18 protein-coding genes are annotated in these 16,949 nt (G+C 68.3%); 5 read left to right on the plus strand and 13 right to left on the minus strand.

Going from position 1 to position 16,949, the window contains the following annotated elements; all coding sequences use genetic code 11:
* The first annotated feature begins 11 nt into the window (after positions 1–11).
* Entirely contained in the window at positions 12–590 is a 579-nt protein-coding gene (hsaB, locus tag AB0I19_RS15750; RefSeq protein WP_357149109.1) for a 3-hydroxy-9,10-secoandrosta-1,3,5(10)-triene-9,17-dione monooxygenase reductase subunit, read from the plus strand.
* A 202-nt stretch (positions 591–792) separates the two neighbouring features.
* Here hsaB and AB0I19_RS15755 read toward each other — a convergent pair whose 3' ends face one another.
* Entirely contained in the window at positions 793–1,992 is a 1,200-nt protein-coding gene (locus AB0I19_RS15755; RefSeq protein WP_357149112.1) for a saccharopine dehydrogenase NADP-binding domain-containing protein, read from the minus strand.
* 31 nt (positions 1,993–2,023) lie between these two features.
* On the opposite strand from AB0I19_RS15755, the gene AB0I19_RS15760 reads away from it, so the two are divergent.
* Together AB0I19_RS15760 and AB0I19_RS15765 are read left to right on the plus strand one after the other, a co-directional pair.
* Positions 2,024–2,620 (plus strand): TetR/AcrR family transcriptional regulator, encoded by a 597-nt coding sequence (locus tag AB0I19_RS15760; protein ID WP_357149115.1) that lies wholly within the window; start codon positions 2,024–2,026, stop codon positions 2,618–2,620.
* A gap of 177 nt (positions 2,621–2,797) precedes the next feature.
* Positions 2,798–3,349 (plus strand): YdeI/OmpD-associated family protein, encoded by a 552-nt coding sequence (locus tag AB0I19_RS15765; protein WP_357149118.1) that lies wholly within the window; start codon positions 2,798–2,800, stop codon positions 3,347–3,349.
* Positions 3,350–3,374: 25 nt separating this feature from the next.
* Here AB0I19_RS15765 and AB0I19_RS15770 read toward each other — a convergent pair whose 3' ends face one another.
* The 4 genes from AB0I19_RS15770 to AB0I19_RS15785 all read right to left on the minus strand — a co-directional run bounded on the left by AB0I19_RS15770 (position 3,375) and on the right by AB0I19_RS15785 (position 7,166).
* Complete coding sequence (locus tag AB0I19_RS15770) at positions 3,375–4,211, minus strand: GNAT family N-acetyltransferase (RefSeq protein ID WP_357149120.1); 837 nt, start codon at positions 4,209–4,211, stop codon at positions 3,375–3,377.
* 185 nt (positions 4,212–4,396) lie between these two features.
* Positions 4,397–5,443 carry a 4-hydroxy-2-oxovalerate aldolase gene (gene dmpG / locus AB0I19_RS15775; RefSeq protein ID WP_357149123.1) on the minus strand — a complete coding sequence of 349 codons (1,047 nt, stop codon included), beginning with the start codon at positions 5,441–5,443 and terminating at the stop codon, positions 4,397–4,399.
* Between the two features lie 12 nt (positions 5,444–5,455).
* On the minus strand, positions 5,456–6,361 hold the full coding sequence (locus AB0I19_RS15780; protein ID WP_357149126.1) for an acetaldehyde dehydrogenase (acetylating): 906 nt from the start codon (positions 6,359–6,361) through the stop codon (positions 5,456–5,458).
* Positions 6,362–6,380: 19 nt separating this feature from the next.
* Positions 6,381–7,166, minus strand: coding sequence for a 2-keto-4-pentenoate hydratase (locus tag AB0I19_RS15785; protein WP_357149129.1), 786 nt, complete (start codon positions 7,164–7,166; stop codon positions 6,381–6,383).
* Between the two features lie 123 nt (positions 7,167–7,289).
* Between AB0I19_RS15785 and kstD the strand changes: the two genes are divergently transcribed.
* Complete coding sequence (kstD, locus tag AB0I19_RS15790) at positions 7,290–8,981, plus strand: 3-oxosteroid 1-dehydrogenase (protein WP_357149132.1); 1,692 nt, start codon at positions 7,290–7,292, stop codon at positions 8,979–8,981.
* Positions 8,981–9,841, plus strand: a complete 861-nt coding sequence (locus AB0I19_RS15795; RefSeq protein WP_357149134.1) for a MaoC/PaaZ C-terminal domain-containing protein — start codon at positions 8,981–8,983, stop codon at positions 9,839–9,841. The genes kstD and AB0I19_RS15795 overlap by 1 nt, the downstream gene beginning before the upstream one ends.
* Before the next feature lie 76 nt (positions 9,842–9,917).
* On the opposite strand, the gene AB0I19_RS15800 is transcribed toward AB0I19_RS15795, so the two are convergent.
* The 8 genes from AB0I19_RS15800 to AB0I19_RS15835 form a co-directional block, all read right to left on the minus strand.
* Positions 9,918–10,364, minus strand: coding sequence for a hypothetical protein (locus AB0I19_RS15800; protein WP_067495603.1), 447 nt, complete (start codon positions 10,362–10,364; stop codon positions 9,918–9,920).
* The gene (locus AB0I19_RS15805; protein ID WP_357149137.1) at positions 10,361–11,635 is read right to left on the minus strand and encodes a DUF58 domain-containing protein; all 1,275 of its coding nucleotides are present in this window, start codon (positions 11,633–11,635) and stop codon (positions 10,361–10,363) included. The genes AB0I19_RS15800 and AB0I19_RS15805 overlap by 4 nt, the downstream gene beginning before the upstream one ends.
* Complete coding sequence (locus AB0I19_RS15810) at positions 11,632–12,594, minus strand: MoxR family ATPase (protein ID WP_067495609.1); 963 nt, start codon at positions 12,592–12,594, stop codon at positions 11,632–11,634. Before AB0I19_RS15810 ends, AB0I19_RS15805 begins: the two co-directional genes overlap by 4 nt.
* Before the next feature lie 17 nt (positions 12,595–12,611).
* Positions 12,612–13,130 carry a hypothetical protein gene (locus AB0I19_RS15815; protein ID WP_357149140.1) on the minus strand — a complete coding sequence of 173 codons (519 nt, stop codon included), beginning with the start codon at positions 13,128–13,130 and terminating at the stop codon, positions 12,612–12,614.
* A 37-nt stretch (positions 13,131–13,167) separates the two neighbouring features.
* Positions 13,168–14,106, minus strand: a complete 939-nt coding sequence (locus AB0I19_RS15820) for a DUF4129 domain-containing protein (protein WP_357149143.1) — start codon at positions 14,104–14,106, stop codon at positions 13,168–13,170.
* A 139-nt stretch (positions 14,107–14,245) separates the two neighbouring features.
* The gene (gene zapE / locus AB0I19_RS15825; RefSeq protein WP_357149145.1) at positions 14,246–15,202 is read right to left on the minus strand and encodes a cell division protein ZapE; all 957 of its coding nucleotides are present in this window, start codon (positions 15,200–15,202) and stop codon (positions 14,246–14,248) included.
* 102 nt (positions 15,203–15,304) lie between these two features.
* Positions 15,305–16,474 (minus strand): lipid-transfer protein, encoded by a 1,170-nt coding sequence (locus AB0I19_RS15830; protein WP_357149148.1) that lies wholly within the window; start codon positions 16,472–16,474, stop codon positions 15,305–15,307.
* Entirely contained in the window at positions 16,471–16,893 is a 423-nt protein-coding gene (locus AB0I19_RS15835) for a MaoC family dehydratase (RefSeq protein WP_067640627.1), read from the minus strand. Before AB0I19_RS15835 ends, AB0I19_RS15830 begins: the two co-directional genes overlap by 4 nt.
* Positions 16,894–16,949: the final 56 nt, after the last annotated feature.

A 16,949-nucleotide genomic window follows, 5' to 3' on the forward strand; every position in this document is an offset into this window, starting at 1 on the left:
CGGCGAGGGACATGACCGAACAGACACCGGCGATCGACGGCCGGCAATTCCGTAATGTGCTCGGGCAGTTCTGCACCGGCATCACCGTGATCACCGCGCTCGACCCCGACGGTGCGCCGATCGGGTTCGCCTGTCAGTCCTTCGCCGCCCTCTCCCTCGAACCGCCGCTCGTGCTGTTCTGCCCCACCAAGGGGTCGCGCTCGTGGGCGGCGATCGAGGCGGCGGGCAAGTTCTGTGTGAACGTGCTCGCCGAGGAACAGCAGCCGACGTGCGCCCGCTTCGGCTCCCGCGAACCGGACAAGTTCGCCGGAGTCCCTTGGCACACCTCGGATCTGGGTGTTCCTGTGCTCGACGGTTCACTGGCGACCATCGAATGCACCGTCGACTCGGTGGTCGACGGTGGTGACCACTACATCGTCATCGGGCGCGTGCAGGCCCTGACGGAATCGGAGTCGACGACGAATGGTCGTCCACTGCTGTTCTACCGTGGCCAGTACACCGGCATCGAACCGGACAAGACCACCCCCGCCCCCTGGCGCGCCGACCTGGACCACTTCCTCACCACCACCAGCCTCGACACCTGGCTGTGAGCGCGGCCGGTCACGTGTCCGCTCGGCTCGACCGCTGACGGTGGCGCGGCCGACTCTACTTCGTCGACCGGTGGCGCAGAGGCGCCGGACACCCATCGTTCGGTTCGAGATGGGCGATGAGCACGGTCATGGTTCAACCGACAAGGGCGGCTTTCGTTCATCGGATCGTGTGCGCACACCTCGATCACGCGAGTGGCGTGACTCAGCGTGCCGCGATCAATGCTGTCAGCAGTGCTGACGACAGCGCTGCGGCGTTGCATTCGGGGGTTACCCAGCTTCGGGTGGTGATCGTCATCGCCGCAGGGTCCGGTGCGCCGAGGCAGTGGGACGCGACGGCGGCGAAGAACTGGTCCGGGTCGAGCAGCGTTTCGGGTGCGTGCACCCCTGGACGTGGGTTCGCTGCCAGCAACAGTGCGCCGACAGCCAACGGGACGCCGGTGTTGTCGGCCATCGACAGGCCGGGGACCTGACTCAGCGCAGTGGCGACCCTTGCGGGCGAGCCGTCTCGTTCCCCTTCGGCGATGGCGAACAGCGGCGGCAGTCCACCGGCCGCGACGAGAGTTGCCGGGTCGGCCGGGAGCAGGCGTTCGAGGCGGGCAGCCAAGAGCGCCGCGCGATCGACGGTCAGCAGGCGGCGGTTCATCGCCCAGCGCAGTGCCAGTAGCGCAGCCGAGGTCGGGCGATCGGCGACGACCACCGAGGTCGCGTCCTCGACACCGGGGAAAGCCAGCGGCAAGGTGATGGCCTCCGGGTGACCGAAGCTGCGGCCCTCACCGCTGCCGAGTCCCGGGTATTCGAGCCGAAACCGTTCCAGCGCAGGGCGTTCGACGCGTGCGCCCGCCCTGGTCACCGGGATGTTCCCGCTGATCTGGCGCATGCCGTGCACGACGGCGGCGGTCGCGGCGGCGCTTTCCTCGGTGTGGGCCGAGTGGATGTTCCAGCCCGTCACCAGGGAGTCGACCCGATCGAGCTCGGCGCCCGCCCGGACCGCGAGCAGGTTCGCCACGCCCGGACTCGCGCCCATGCCGAGCAGCGCCGTCACCCCGGCCGCTTTCGCCTCGGCGTCGAGTTCGAGCATGTCGGCGGTGGGCTGTGGGTCGTCGCAGATGTCGATGTAGTCGCAACCCGCGGCGATGGCGGCGGCCAGGATCGGCGGGCCGAAGCGGAAGTACGGACCCACGGTGTTCACCACGAGGTCCGCCTCGCGCAGTGCCGCGGCGAGTAACGGACCGTCGGTGACATCGAGCGCTCGTGCTTCGGCACCGAGTTCCCCGGCGACCTTGCGCGCTGCCCGTTCGTCGCGATCGGCGATCGTCAACGCGGTGGCCCTGTCGTCGCCGCGCAGGACGCGCGCCGCGACGCGCCCCATTTCCCCCGCCCCACCCAGTGCCAGAACTCGCATCACTGCCTCCCCATCGAATATATTGACTGTCATGACAGTAAATAAAATCGGGCGCCCCAGCAAGGCCACCGAGCGGATCGCGCAGATCCTGCGGGCGGCGCGCTCGGTGGTAGCCGCCGACGGGTTCGCGAATACGACGCTGTCACGGGTCGCGACGGCGGCAGGCGTGCAACGCACCCTGGTGCTGCACTACTTCGGCAGCCGCGACGGGCTCATGCAGGCATTCATCACCGACGCCGTCGCCGAGTACGGCGACAACCTGCTGCGCCTCGGCGCCGACGCGCCCGTCGAGGAACGGGTGGCGCGCATGTTCGAGCCCGGCGCCTACGCCGATCGCGACGATCTGGTGGTGTGGTGCGAACTGGTCGCCCTGGCGGCTCGCGAACCCGTTGTGCGGCAACGCCTCACGGACCTCTGGACGAACCGATGGCTGCCCGGCCTCGAACAACAACTCGGTGCCGCCTACCCGGCCGCATCACCGGATCGGGTTGCCGTCACCGCGTACGCCCTGGCCTGCCTGTTCGAGGCCCACTGGGCGTTCCACCTCCAAGGTGTGAACGAGCCCGACCGCACCGAGCAGGCCAAACAGAGCGCCCACACTCTGCTGTCCGCCCTCGCCGCCGCTTAGACCCAATCCGCCACAGCGCCTGCTGTCCGGCACCCAGTGCGCTCGTCACCTGGATGCCCCGCGTCTGCGGCGCCAGTGGCGACCCGAACCACGGCCTTTCTTGCCGCGCAGAAACCGCCGACCCCCGGTCGAAAAACTGCTCATTCGGTGAGCACTTTGGCGAGCAAGATGATTCCCATGAACGCGAGCATCGAATTCGTCACCTGCGCCGACGCCGCCGAATGGGAAGCGTGGCTGGCCGCGAACCACGCCTCGGCGGACGAGGTGTGGGTGCGGATCGCGAAGAAGGGCGCGCCGGAGCCGTCGGTGACGATCACCGAGACGCTCGACGGCGCGCTCTGCTACGGCTGGATCGACAGTCACCGGCGTTCCCTCGACGCGCATCACTACCTGCAGCGATACTCGCCGCGCCGGGCCCGCAGTCCGTGGTCGCAGGTCAATGTCGCCAAGGCAGAGGCGTTGATCGCGGCCGGCCGGATGCGGCCCGCCGGTTACGCGGCGATCGAGGAGGCCGTCGCCGACGGGCGCTGGGCCGGAGCCTACGAACGGCAGAGCACCGCCGAAACCCCTGCGGAGCTGGCTGCGGCACTCGCCGAATCACCGTGCGCGGCATCGGCTTACGCGGCGCTCAGCCGTTCGGATCGGTATCGGCTCTTCCTCCCGATCCTCAAGGCCACCACGCCGCAAGAGCGGGCGGCCCGCGTGGCCCAAGCCCTCACCGCACTCTGACTCGTGGCCGCTCTCAGCACGGTATTCAGAGCTCTTTCACCAGGATCGCGCGGGTGTAGAGGAGTGAGAATCCTCGGCCTTGCGCGTTCTGCTGCGACTTGGAACCGGGCGCGGTGGTGACTGTCGCCAGATCACAACCGGCCTTCACCGCATCGTTGAGACGTGTTGTGAGCAGGGCGGTTTGGACGCCTCGTCGTCGATGCGACGGAAGAGTGGCCGCGCCCGCGAGGGCGGCGATCCCACCGTCGGTACGCAGGCTCGCCCCACCGGCCGCTACCCCGTCACGGTAGGCGAGATAGCGACGGGTCTCGTCGGCCGAAGCCATATCTCGCATCACCGAGGCAATCGCCTCGCGCGGGAATTCCTCGTGGTTCGGACCTTCGTCGGGATGGGCGAACCCGTCTACCACCACATCGAGCCACGCACCAAGATCTTCCCCGTCATCGAGCCGTACCTCCACCCCGTCCGGCACGGCGAACTCGTCGCCGTCCAACCGCATCCCGAGCACATTCTCGAACGACGTCAACCGATACCCGCGCCCCGTCAGCTCCTCCCCGATCCCCGGCTCACCCAACTGCGACAACTCCACCTGCACCGGACATCCCACCCGCGCGTAAGCCGCCTCGATCGCCTCCCACTCCCCCACCGAAGGCACCCCACCGAACCCGACCCCCACGACCTTGTTCAACGGCGACCCCTCCCCCGCGAAACAGGCCGCCCCACCCCCGATCTCCCGGACGAACCCCTCGACTCCTCGCCCGATCCCGACCCGAGCGGCCCCCACGATCGCCGCGGTCTCCGCCCGCTCGATCCGTGCCGCCAAGTCCCCGCCGCAGAACAATGCCCGACCGTTTTCACTCATCCCCCACTTATATCCCCCGTGTCCAGCGAGTTTCCGGCCCCGAACCAAGATCACCATGCTCTGGTGGCGGCGATCTCTCGGCCGATGCCGCCACCAGAGCATGGCGATCAGGTGGTGACGCGCCTCGGGGCAGACAGCGACACGGCGTGACCGAAAGGGTCACGCCGTGTCGGGGGCGGGGGTGGTCAGGACGAAGCGGATTCGCGTTGGAGTTCGAGGGCGATGTCGATGAGCTGGTCTTCCTGGCCGCCGACGAGTTTGCGCTTGCCCGCGCGGACGAGCATTTCGGCGGCGGAGACGTTGTAGCGCTCGGCTTGGCGTTCGGCGTGGCGGAGGAAGCTGGAGTAGACGCCCGCGTAGCCCATCATCAGGGCCTGGCGGTCCAGGAGGCATTCGGTGGGCATGGCGGGGCGGACGACGTCTTCGGCGGCGTCGGTGACGGCGAAGAAGTCGACGCCGGTCTTGATGCCGAGTTTGTCGCAGACCCCGATGAACGCTTCGACGGGGAGGTTGCCCGCGCCCGCGCCGAAGCGGCGGGCCGAGCCGTCGATCTGGGTGGCTCCGGCGCGCACCGCGTAGACGGAGTTGGCGACGGCGAGGCCGAGGTTCTCGTGGCCGTGGAAACCGACTTGGGCGTCGTCACCGAGCTCGGCGACCAGCGCCGCGACGCGGTCGGAAACCTGTTCGAGGACAAGGGCACCGGCGGAGTCGACGACATACACGCACTGACAGCCCGCGTCGGCCATGATGCGCGCCTGCTTCGCCAGCTTCTCCGGGGTGGTGGAGTGGGCCATCATCAGGAACCCGACGGTTTCGAGGCCGAGTTCGCGGGCGAGACCGAAATGCTGGATGGAGACATCGGCTTCGGTGCAGTGCGTCGCGATGCGGCAGATCGAGGCGCCGTTGTCCTGGGAGATCTTGATGTCTTCCTTGACGCCGACGCCGGGCAGCATGAGGAAGGCGATCTTGGCCTGCTCGGCCGTTTCGGCCGCGGCTTTGATGAGTTCTTGTTCGGGGGTCTTGGAGAACCCGTAGTTGAACGAGGACCCGCCGAGCCCGTCACCGTGGGTGACCTCGATGACCGGCACGCCCGAACTATCCAGGGCGGCAACAATATTGCGCACTTCTTCCACCGTGAACTGGTGGCGCTTGTGGTGCGACCCGTCACGCAGCGAGGTGTCGGTGACGCGGACATCGAGTTCGCCCGAGAAGGGCTTCAGGATTGTGCTCATTGCGGAAACTCCTTACACCCGAGCCGAGATGATCTGATCGGCCAGCACGTCGCCGACGCGGGTCGCGGCGGCGGTCATGATGTCGAGGTTGCCCGCGTACGGGGGCAGGAAGTCGCCCGCACCTTCGACCTCGACGAAGATCGACACCTTCGCCATGCCGCCGGACACCACCGACGGGTCGTCGAACTGGGGTTCGTTGAGCAACCGGTAGCCGGGCACGTACTCCTGGATGGACTTCTCCATGCGCAGGATGCTGTCGGCGATGGCGTCGCGGTCGGCGTCGTCGGGGATCGAGCAGAAGATGGTGTCGCGCATGATCATCGGCGGCTCGGCCGGATTCAGGATGATGATGGCCTTGCCACGCTGGGCGCCACCGATCGTTTCGACACCCTTGGAGGTGGTCTTGGTGAACTCGTCGATATTGGCGCGGGTACCGGGCCCGGCCGACACCGACGCCACCGACGCCACGATCTCGGCGTACTGCACCGGCACCACCCGGGAGACGGCCGCGACCATGGGGATGGTCGCCTGCCCACCGCAGGTGATCATGTTGACGTTCGGCGCGTCCCGCAGCGAATCCAGGTTCACCGGCGGAATCACGGCCGGGCCGACAGCGGCGGGAGTGAGGTCGACGGCGCGGATGCCCGCGGCCTCGTACTTCGGCGCGTACGCGCGGTGCACGTAGGCGGAGGTGGCCTCGAACACCAGGTCGGGTTTCTCGTCGAGGGCGAGCAGCCAGTCCGCGCCCTCGGCGGAGGTTTCCAGGCCGAGCCCACCCGCCCGCTTCAACCCCTCGGAGTCCGGGTCGATGCCGATCATCCAGCGCGGCTCGATCTTGTCCGAACGCAACAGCTTGTACAGCAGATCGGTGCTGATATTGCCGGACCCCACGATCGCGGCGGTGACTTTACTTGTCACGGAATACTCCTAGGGAAGGTCAGCTGAAACGCAAACGGACCGAACCGAGTCCGGTGAATTCGGCGTGGAAGTCGTCGCCGGGGCGGGCGTCGATGGCGCGGGTGCAGGAGCCGGGCAGCACGATGTCACCGGCTTTGAGCCGCACTCCGAAGGTCGCGACCTTGCGTGCCAGCCAGGCCACCGCGATCACCGGGTCGCCGAGGACCGCGTCGCTGCGGCCTTCGGCGACGACCTCGCCGTTGCGGGTCAGGACCGCGTCGATGGCGGTGATGTCGATATCGGCCGGGGCGATGCGTTGTTTGCCGAGGACGAACCCGGCCGAGGAGGCGTTGTCGGAGATCGTGTCGGCCAACCCGATCTTCCAGTCGGTGATCCGTGAGTCGATCAACTCGATCGCGGGTGCGTAGGCGACGGTCGCGGCCAGCACGTCGGCTTCGGTGCAGTCCTCGCCGGGCAGGTCCTTGCCGAGGACGAACCCGACTTCGACCTCGACGCGGGGCAGCAGGTACTGGGCGGTGTCGACGGGGACGTCTTCGAAGACTTCCATCTCGGCGAGCAGGTGTCCGTAGTCGGGTTCGTCGACGCCCATCATCTGCTGCATCGCCTTGGACGACAGCCCGACCTTGTGCCCGACGACCTGGGCGCCGTCGCGCAGTCGGCGTTGGATGTTGAGCAACTGGATCTCGTAGGCGTCGACGACGTCGATGTCGGGGTACCGGTCGACCAGCGGCGGCACGGCCACCCGGTCGTGTTCGGCGCGCGCCAATTCATCGGCGAGTTCACTCCGCTGCGCGTCGGACAGCACGGGTACCTCCTGGTAAATCTGCTCGGCCGGACAGGCAAACTGTAACCGGTTTCGGAGCCGAATATCTGCTCTTCTTCCAGACAACATAGCGCAACCGCGTACTGATTCTATAACGTGTTCTACATGAGTGATCGGGAATACGATGTGGTGGTCGTCGGGAGTGGCGCCGCTGGAATGACCGCCGCCCTCACCGCGGCGCACCACGGGCTGAGCGTGGTGGTGCTGGAGAAGGCGGCGCACTACGGCGGGTCGACCGCCCGGTCCGGGGGCGGGGTGTGGATTCCGGGGAACAAGGCGCTGCTCGCCTCGGGCCGCCCCGACGATCGCGACGAGGCGCGCACCTACCTGCACAGCATCATCGGCGACGTGGTGCCCGCCGAGAAGATCGACACCTACCTCGATCGCGGCGCCGAGGCGTTCGACTTCGTGCTCGACCACACGCCGCTGAAAATGAAGTGGGTGCCCGGCTATTCCGATTACTACCCCGAGGCTCCAGGTGGCCTGGGCCAGGGTCGTTCGTGCGAACCGACCCCCTTCAACGGCAAGGTGCTCGGCGCGGAGCTGGCCAATCTCGAGCCGCCGTATGCCAAGGCGCCGATGAACGTGGTCGTCATGCAGGCCGATTTCGTGCGGCTCAACCTGATCCGCCGCCACCCCAAGGGCATGATGCGGGCGCTGCGCGTGGGTGCGCGCACCTACCTGGCCAAGTTCACCGGTAAGCACCTGCTCGGCATGGGCCAGGCCATCATCGCCGCCATGCGCAAGGGCCTCATCGACGCGGGCGTTCCGGTTCTGCTCAACACCCCACTCACCGACCTGGTGGAGAGCGACGGCCGGATCACCGGCGTCAAAGCCACCGTCGACGGCGAATCGGTCACCTTCACCGCACGCTACGGCGTGATCCTCGGCAGCGGCGGTTTCGAGCACAACGCGGACATGCGCGCCAAGTACCAGCGGCAGCCGATAACCACTGAGTGGACAACCGGTGCCGCGGCCAACACCGGCGATGGCATCGTCGCGGGTATGGCGGCAGGAGCGACGGTCGGGTTCATGGAGGACGCCTGGTGGGGTCCGACGATCTTCAAGGGCGGCAAGCCCTGGTTCGCGCTGGCCGAACGCAACCTGCCCGGCACCATCATGGTCAACGACCGCGGCGTGCGCTTCGGCAACGAGTCGGCTCCGTATGTGGAGGCCGTGCACACCATGTACGGCGGCGAGTACGGCCAGGGCCCCGGTCCCGGCGAGAACGTGCCCGCCTGGTTGGTGTTCGACCAGCGCTACCGCAACCGCTACATCTTCGCGGGTCTGCAACCGGGACAGCGTTTTCCGAAGCACTGGATGGAGAACGACCACATCGTCAAGGCCGACACGATCGCCGAACTCGCCGCCCGCATCGGGGTCCCCGCCGACGCGCTCGCCGGCACCGTCGAGCGGTTCAACGGCTTCGTCGCCAAGGGCAAGGACGAGGACTTCGGTCGCGGCGACAGCCACTACGACCGCTACTACGGTGACCCGACCGTGAAGCCGAACCCGTGCCTGGCCGAGATCTCGCAGGGCCCGTTCTACGCCGCGAAGATCGTGCCCGGCGACCTGGGCACCAAGGGCGGCCTCGTCACCGATACCGCCGGACGCGTACTGCGGGAAGACGATTCGGTGATCGACGGCCTCTACGCGGCGGGCAACTGCAGCTCGCCGGTGATGGGCCACACCTACGCGGGCCCCGGCGCGACCATCGGCCCCGCGATCACCTTCGCCTACCTGTCCGTGCTCGACATCGTCGGCAAGAAGTCCTCTACCGCCAAGGAAGTGAAGTAGTGCCCATCGATCCACAGATCGCGCTCGGCGCGGCGCTGCCCAGCCGCGAATTCAGCTGGACCCCCACGGATGTGCAGCTCTATCACCTGGGTCTCGGCGCGGGTGCGCGCTGCACCGACCCGGTCGAGCTGCGTTATCTCGACGACAGCGAACCCCAGGTGCTGCCCACCTTCGCCACCGTCGCCCCGACCCTCGGCGAGACCGCCGCGCCGCGGGTGAGTTTCCCCGGCGTCGAGATCGACCTGGCGAAGGTGGTGCACGGACATCAGGAAGTGGTGGTGCACAAGCCGATTCCCGCGTCGGGCAAGGCCGTGTCCGTCGGCCGGATCTCCGAGGTCTGGGACAAGGGCAGCAATGCGGTGATCGTGCAGGAGCACACCGTCACCGGCGCCGACGGGGAGCCGCTGTGGACGGCGCGCTCGTCGATCTTCGCCAAGGGCGAGGGTGGTTTCGGTGGCGAACGCGGACCGAGCACGAAAACCGAACTCCCCGATCGCGCCCCCGACGCGGAACTCACCACCGCCACCCTGCCGCAGCAGGCCCTGCTCTACCGCCTCTGCGGTGACCGCAACCCACTGCACTCCGATCCCGAATTCGCGAAGGCGGCCGGGTTCCCCGCGCCGATCCTGCACGGGCTGTGCACCTACGGCGTGGTCTGCAAGTCGCTCACCGATGTCCTGCTCGACGGTGACGCCACCCGCGTCGCGGGCTTCCGCGCGAAGTTCACCGGCGTGCTCTACCCCGGCGAAACCCTGCGCACCAAGGTGTGGCGGGAGGCCGACACGCTCGTCGCAGTGGTCACGGCCGTCGATCGCGACGACGCGCCCGTCCTCGGCGACGTCACCCTGCGCATCGCCTGAACTGAACACCTGATCACCACGCTCTGGTGGCGGCATCGGCCGAGAGGTCGCCGCCACCGGGGCGTGGTGATCTTGGTCAGGATGGGGGAAGGGTGGTGTGGGGGGATTGCGGGGTGAGGGTGGTGGTGAGGAAGGCGTAGATCGTGACGATGAGGATGGGGGCGGCCAAGGGGGCCCAGGCCAGGTGGACGGGGACCAGGGCCGCGGTGGTCGCGGCGATGGTGAACAGGACCGCGCCGCCTACCGAGGGGATGGTGGTGGGGACTACGCCTTCGGGCGCGTGCAGGACCGCGGCGTTGAGAAGGTAGGTGGTTGCTACCAGACCTGTTGCCGCGGAGGCGATCACGCCTACATCGGCGAAGGCGAGGGCGGCGATGGCGGTGAGGACCGCGGCGACCGAGGCGGGGCGCCACCACCAGCTCGCGATGACGAAAGCCAGGGCCGGTACGCCGAGGATCGGGTTGATCAGGGCGACCGAGGCGACGAGCAGCAAGCCGGCCAGCAGGGCGAGGAATCTGGTCATCGGCGCACCCGCACTGTCCGGCGGTGTTCGGGGAGCAGGCGCATGGCCTGGTCGAGGCGGGTGCCGTCGGGCCAGGCGATGATGTCGACACCGACGGTGCCCATGTCGCGATACATCGAGGCCCGCTCGAGCTGCCACATCTTGGCCATGGTCGGGTCGAGGCCCTCGGCGAAGGGGGTACCGCGCAGCACGTCCACGGCGACCACCACGTGACCGCGTTTGCGCAGGTCGATGAGGGCGAGCGCGAATTGGGTGTCGAGCAGGGTGGAGAAGGCGACGATGATGGCGCCGATCGGCACCGCGGCGTGCGGGGCGAGGGTGCCGGTGTGCTCGACATGTTCGTCACCGACGCCGAGCACGGTGTCGACGATCCGGTAGAACTGCCTGCGTCCGATATCGGGACGCAACCAACGCGGCTGCTCACCGAGACACACCACGGCGGTGCGGTCACCGGCCTGCAGCGTGGACTGCACCACCTGGGCGGCGCCGCGCACCGACAGTTCCAGCGAGTCGCTGGCTGGGCCGGGTGCCTGCTGGGAGGTGTCGACGAGGACGACCACGTCGGCGGAGCGGTTGGTGAACCGCTCGGTGACGTAGAGCCTGCCGCGACGCGCGCTCACCGGCCAGTTCACGGTGCGTAGCTGGTCACCGGGTGCGTAGGCGCGGATGTCGGCGTATTCGACACCCGGACCGTGCTTGCGGGTGAGGTGGGTGCCGATGCGATCGGGCAGCTCGGTGCGCGGCATGCGCATCCGCTGCGGATCGGCGATCGGGTAGACGTAGAGATTCGCGGCGGGCAGCTCGGCGGTGGCGACGGCGAGCCCGGCGGGGCTCAGTGCGGTCACCGCCGCCTGCACCGGGTAACGACCCCAGCGGGTGGCCGAGAGTGCCAGCCGCATTCCGGCCGGTGCGCCACCGGAGTCGTGGGATTCCTCCACCTCGAGGTCGAGACCGGTGAGCGGAACCGGGGCCATCCGCAGCAGCGCGTGCCCGCTCTCGACGAACGCCGCGGCGACGGCGGTGACGACCTCGCCCTCGAAACAGCGGACGGTGCCGCTGCCGTCGACCTGGATTCTGGTCGGGTTCTGCTGCCACGGCGCGGTGGCGAGCACCCCGAGCATCGGCGCGGCGAAGACGACGAGCTGCCACTGCCCGCGCAACACAGCGACCACGAGCGCCGCCGCGGCGCAACCGGCGAGGATGAACACCAACGGCGCCGGGCGCCATCGCAATTCGACCTCGACGGTCTTCGATTCGTCGCGGTGCTTCATGTGCTCGTGGCGCGGGGAACCGGTAGCCTGCGCAGCAATTCGGCGATGACGTCCTCGCCGCGGATGCGCCGCACCCACATCTCCGGGCGCAGCGTGATGCGGTGCGCCATGGCGGGCACGGCGAGCGCCTTCACGTCCTCGGGGATCACGTAGTCGCGGCCGAGCAGCAGGGCCCGCGCGCGCGACATCTGCACCAGGTCGAGTTCGGCGCGCGGGCTGGCGCCGACCTCCACCTGCGGATGACTCCGGGTGGCGGAGGCGAGCGCGACAACGTAATTCACCACGTCGGGGTGCACGGTGACGAACTCGACCGACTGACGCATCTCCATCAGCCCCTGCGCGTCCACCACCTGGCCCACCTGCGGTGGGGTGGAACCACGTTCGAGCCTGCGCCGGATCATCTGGGTCTCGTCCTGCTCGGACAGGTACCCCAGGCGCAGCTGGATGGCGAACCGGTCGAGCTGGGCCTCGGGCAGCGGGTAGGTGCCCTCGTACTCGATCGGGTTGTCGGTGGCGAGCACGATGAAAGGCTGTGGGAGCAGGTAGGTTTCGCCGTCGATACTCACCTGTCCCTCGGCCATCGCCTCGAGCAGCGCCGCCTGGGTCTTTGGCGGGGTGCGGTTGATCTCGTCGGCGAGCAGCACATTGGTGAACACCGGTCCGCGCCGGAAATTGAACCGCCCGGACGACATGTCGTAGATCGTCGAGCCCAGCAGGTCGGCGGGCAGTAAATCCGGCGTGAACTGCACGCGGGTGAAATCCAGGCCGAGCGCGGCCGCGAAGGAACGCGCGATCAGCGTTTTGCCGAGGCCCGGCAGATCCTCGATGAGGACATGGCCTCCGGACAGCACGGCGATCATGATGAGTTGCATCTCATCGCGCTTGCCGACCACGACCCGGCCCAGCTCTCGCAGTACTGCGTCGGAGCGCTGGACGGTCACGTTCAACGGCATTGTCATCGGTGGCCTCTAACCCCTCACATCGACTGCAATCGGCGCAGGATCTCGTCCAGCGCCGCCCTACCCGGTGCGCGACCCGTCTGGTCGCGCAACGACGAATTCGCCGGGTCCACCCAGCGCCACAGTTCGGGACCGAACTGCAGCTGACCGGCCGCCTCGATGGCTCTGCGGTTCTTGGATACCCGCATACCGGTGGACAATTCGAACTCTTTGGCCAGCAGCGGGCGCAGGTGCCGGTCCCAGTCGGCGCGGGTGCCGTCGGCGCGGGCGACGAGCATCTCGGCGCGGGCATGCCAGCGGCCGAGCATCTCGGCGGGGCCGTTGTCGATGTACTCGGTGAGCGGCTCCTCGCGCCGCACCCGGTAGCGCAGCGACCACACCAACACACCGAGTGCGACCGCGACCGGCAAGGCGACGGCCAGCAGGAGCAGGTCGCGGTCGAGCCGCAACAGCACGACCTCGAGCACCAGCACCGCGACCACCGCCGTCACGACCACGGTCGTCCGGTTGGACTTGATCTCTTCCCCGGGATTCACGCGACCTCCACGCCACGGGCCGCCCGGCGTGGGCCGGTCATGCGGGCACCACCCGTCGCTGCAGGTCGGAGAGCACGATGCGCAGCAGTTGTTCGGCGCGCATGCGCTGCCATTCGAGCATCGAGTGGGGACTGAACCTGGCCTCTTCGAAGAGCGCGACGAGTTCGCGGGCGGAGGCGTCGTGCAACACGCCGCTCTCGAAGGCCCTGGCCAGCACCTCCATCGGGGTGTCGGAGGCCTTCGGCCGGGCGATGCTGTCGGTGGACAGGCCGCGTTCCATGGCCACATAGCAGGCGATGATCGCGGTGCGCGGGTCCTGGCCCGGCGCGTTCATCGCGGCCAGGCCCATCTCGGCGGCCCTGGTGAGCGAGTCGACATCGCTGGCGGACGGTGCGGCGGGCTCGTCGGCGACGGCTTGCTCGGGGGCGCGGCGCGCGGCGACCGCGACGGCGGCGAGCCCGGCCAGCGCGACCGCGATCAGGGTGATGGCCAGCCCCGCCGCGATGAGCAGGGCGGTGCCGGTGAGTTCGGTGGGGCCCGCGGTGGGGTCGGGAGCGGGCGCGTCGGTGGGTGTCGGCACCGGGCCCGAGCCCTCGGACAGGGTCTCGGCGGCCGGGCGCACCGGCCGGGCACCGGGCAGCAGGAACAGGGCGGTGACGCCCGCGGCGAACATCAGGGCGACGGAGGCGATGAGCATCGGCACGAGCACCGCGAGCCTGCGCCACTGGATTCTCGGCAGGCCGATGTTCTCGTGTTGCGGCTTGGCGAGCGGGAGGCGATGCTGGCTGGCGACGACGCCGGCCACCAGGATGACGATCGATACCAGCAGCAGCACCGGCATCACCGCGACGAGCAGGGGTGACGGAGCGCCCGACGACTCGTCTGCTCCGGCTCCGGGGAGACTGCCCTGCAACGCGAAAGTCGCGCAGGCCACCAGTGCGATCACGACGATCGCCCGCGTAATGGGCTGATTCACCCCGATCACAGCTGTACCACCAAACCCCAGAGACTGCACAAATCAGCCACATAGTTACATGCCGGGCGGTTCGCTCGGGAGGAAATCGGCTCTTTTGGATTTCCTCCTATTCATTGTCCCCCTCGAGGCAAGGGGCACGCTACGCAGTGCGAACGGTGTGAGATCCGGTTAGTGAGAGTTCACCGAGCCGACTGGTGGTGCGCGCGAGATCCGGCACGAGGGGCACCCCGGTGGTCAGCTCGGTGACGGGTTCGGCCGCGTGGATCGTGCACGGCAGGTCGGCGTCGTAGAGGATGTCGACCAGATTCACCAGCCGCATCGCCCAGTCCGGTGGCACCGCGCGCAGCGGCGGAACCGCGACCAGGGTCCAGGCGCGGAAACGCGTGGTCAGACGCAGGTAGTCGGCGGCGCTGGTCGCGGTGCCGCACAGGTGCTCGAAGGCGAAGGTCACCGCGTCGCCGTCGACGGATTCCGCGCGCACGGTCCGCCCGTCGGCCAGGTCGAGCACAATGCCGGGACCGGTGGTGCGCTCCGTCGTCGCGACGTATCGGCCTGCACAGAATCCGTGGTCGGCACGGGTGCCGAGGGTGCGGTAGTCCAGCGGACCGTCGAGGGCCACGACCTCGAGGTGGTCCAGGATGCGCTCGATGGTCGGCACGAACCGGTCGTGGAACAGCGGGTTCGGCAGCAGACCCGCGGGCGGGTAGTTCGAGGTGACCACCAGGGTGCGACGCTCGGCGAACAGGGTGTCGAGCAGCCGGGCCACGAGCATCGCATCGCCGATGTCGTGCACGTGGAACTCGTCGAAACACACCAGATCCGCGTCACCCAGCAAACGTTCTATCGCATTTTCGATCGAACCCAGTTCGTGTACCGCGGTGTGCAATGCGGCGAAAAAATTGTGGAAATGAAAGCGGCGCTTGCGAATCGGATCGGCCGAAGCGAAGAATCGATCCATCACCATTGTCTTGCCGCGCCCGGGCCTGCCGTGCAGATACACCCCGCGCGCCCGTTTACGCACCCGCCCGTTCCGATCGAGCAACTCCCCGAGCCGCCGCGCCGCCGCCGTCTGCCCGGAATCGAGAACCACCGTCACACCGACCTCCTCGTCCCACCCAGTTGTAGTGGGGCGAGGAAGCCGGGCAACAGACATGGTGACGTGCTCAACAGGTGCGCTGAGTCACCCCGGCGCGAAAACTCAGGCGGTGAGCACCAATCCGGAGGTGGGGACGCCGGTGCCCGCGGTGACGACGATGCGTTCCAGGTCGTCGACCTGGTTCACCGAGGTACCACGGATCTGGCGGACCGCTTCGGCGATGCCGTTCATGCCGTGGATGTAGGCCTCGCCGAGCTGGCCGCCGTGGGTGTTGAGGGGTAGGCGGCCGCCGAGTTCGATGGCGCCGTCGGCGATGAAGTCCTTGGCTTCGCCGCGACCACAGAAACCCAGTTCCTCGAGTTGCATGAGGACGAAGGGGGTGAAGTGGTCGTAGAGGATGGCGGCCTGCATGTCGGCGGCGGTGAAACCGCTTTGCGCCCAGAGCTGTTCGCCGACCAGGCCCATTTCGGGCAGGCCCGTCATGGCGTCGCGGTAGTAGCTGGTCATCACGTACTGGTCGGGGCCGCTGCCCTGGGCGGCGGCGGCGACGACGGCAGGACGCTGCGGCAGGTCACGGGCGCGTTCGACGCTGGTGACCACGATCGCGACACCGCCGTCGGATTCCTGACAGCAGTCGAGCAGGTGCAGCGGCTCGGCGATCCAGCGCGAATCCTGGTGCTGTTCCAGCGTGATCGGCTTGCCGTAGAAGAAGGCGTTCGGGTTCACCGCGGCGTGCTTGCGATCGGCGACGGCCACCTTCCCGAAGTCGGCGCTGGTCGCACCGGTGACGTGCATGTACCGGCGCGCGACCATCGCCACCTGCGCGGCGGGTGTCCCGAGACCCTGGGGATAGGCCCAGCCCGCGTCGATCCCCGAGGACGTCGGCGCGGCGGCGAGCGCGGGTGAGAACTGGCCGAAGCGGGCGCCGGAGCGTTCGTTGAACGCGCGGTAGGCGACCACCACGTCGGCCACACCGGTGGCCACCGCCATGGCCGCCTGCTGCACGGTCGCACACGCCGCGCCGCCGCCGTACCCGATGTGGCTGAAGAACTTCAGGTTCGGGATGCCGACCGCCCTGGCCACGGCGGCCTGGGTGTTGGTGTCCATGGTGAAGGTGGTCAGGCCGTCGACATCGGCGGGAGTGAGACCCGCGTCGGCCAGGGCAGCGGTGACCGCCTCCGCGGCCAACCGCAATTCGCTGCGGCCGGAGTCCTTGGAGAAGTCGGTGGCACCGATACCGACGACGGCCGCGCGGCCGGACAGCGTGCTCATTTCGGCTCCAGATCGGGGACGGCGATGACCGAGGTGGCGATGATGTGCTCACCGAGGCTGTCGCGGCCACGGACGTCGATGGTGATCAGGGTGTCATCGATGTCGGTGACGGTGCCCGAGAGGGTCAGCGTGTCACCGGCGTACAGCGGAACCCCGAGACGCAGCGCGATCGACTTCACCCGGGCGCGCGGTCCGGCCCAGTCGGTGACGAAACGCTGCACCAGACCGGTGTCGGTGAGGATGTTGACGAAGATGTCGTCGGAACCGCGCTGCACGGCCTTGTCGCGGTCGTGGTGCACGTCCTGGAAGTCCCTGGTGGCCAGGGCGGTACTGATCACGAAGGTGGGATCGGCATGGATCACCAACTCCGGCAGGGTGGTTCCCACCGCGAGAGCGGCGGGATCGATGGTGGTTGTCACGAGCGGGTCCTTTCCGGACGGGCAGAGCGAGTCGACTCGGCGCACCCCGCGCACTG

The sequence above is a fragment of the Nocardia sp. NPDC050413 genome (assembly GCF_040655475.1).
Lineage (GTDB): Bacteria > Actinomycetota > Actinomycetes > Mycobacteriales > Mycobacteriaceae > Nocardia > Nocardia coubleae.

Excerpts from the sequence above, each read along its gene's own strand:
- AB0I19_RS15760 (WP_357149115.1), top strand. The coding sequence starts at position 2,024 with ATGACAGTAAATAAAATCGGGCGCCCCAGCAAGGCCACCGAGCGGATC.
- AB0I19_RS15805 (WP_357149137.1), bottom strand. The coding sequence starts at position 11,635 with ATGAAGCACCGCGACGAATCGAAGACCGTCGAGGTCGAATTGCGATGG.
- AB0I19_RS15830 (WP_357149148.1), bottom strand. The coding sequence starts at position 16,474 with ATGAGCACGCTGTCCGGCCGCGCGGCCGTCGTCGGTATCGGTGCCACC.
- AB0I19_RS15770 (WP_357149120.1), bottom strand. The coding sequence starts at position 4,211 with ATGAGTGAAAACGGTCGGGCATTGTTCTGCGGCGGGGACTTGGCGGCA.
- AB0I19_RS15810 (WP_067495609.1), bottom strand. The coding sequence starts at position 12,594 with ATGACAATGCCGTTGAACGTGACCGTCCAGCGCTCCGACGCAGTACTG.
- AB0I19_RS15800 (WP_067495603.1), bottom strand. The coding sequence starts at position 10,364 with ATGACCAGATTCCTCGCCCTGCTGGCCGGCTTGCTGCTCGTCGCCTCG.
- AB0I19_RS15765 (WP_357149118.1), top strand. The coding sequence starts at position 2,798 with ATGAACGCGAGCATCGAATTCGTCACCTGCGCCGACGCCGCCGAATGG.
- AB0I19_RS15755 (WP_357149112.1), bottom strand. The coding sequence starts at position 1,992 with ATGCGAGTTCTGGCACTGGGTGGGGCGGGGGAAATGGGGCGCGTCGCG.
- kstD (WP_357149132.1), top strand. The coding sequence starts at position 7,290 with ATGAGTGATCGGGAATACGATGTGGTGGTCGTCGGGAGTGGCGCCGCT.
- dmpG (WP_357149123.1), bottom strand. The coding sequence starts at position 5,443 with ATGAGCACAATCCTGAAGCCCTTCTCGGGCGAACTCGATGTCCGCGTC.
- hsaB (WP_357149109.1), top strand. The coding sequence starts at position 12 with ATGACCGAACAGACACCGGCGATCGACGGCCGGCAATTCCGTAATGTG.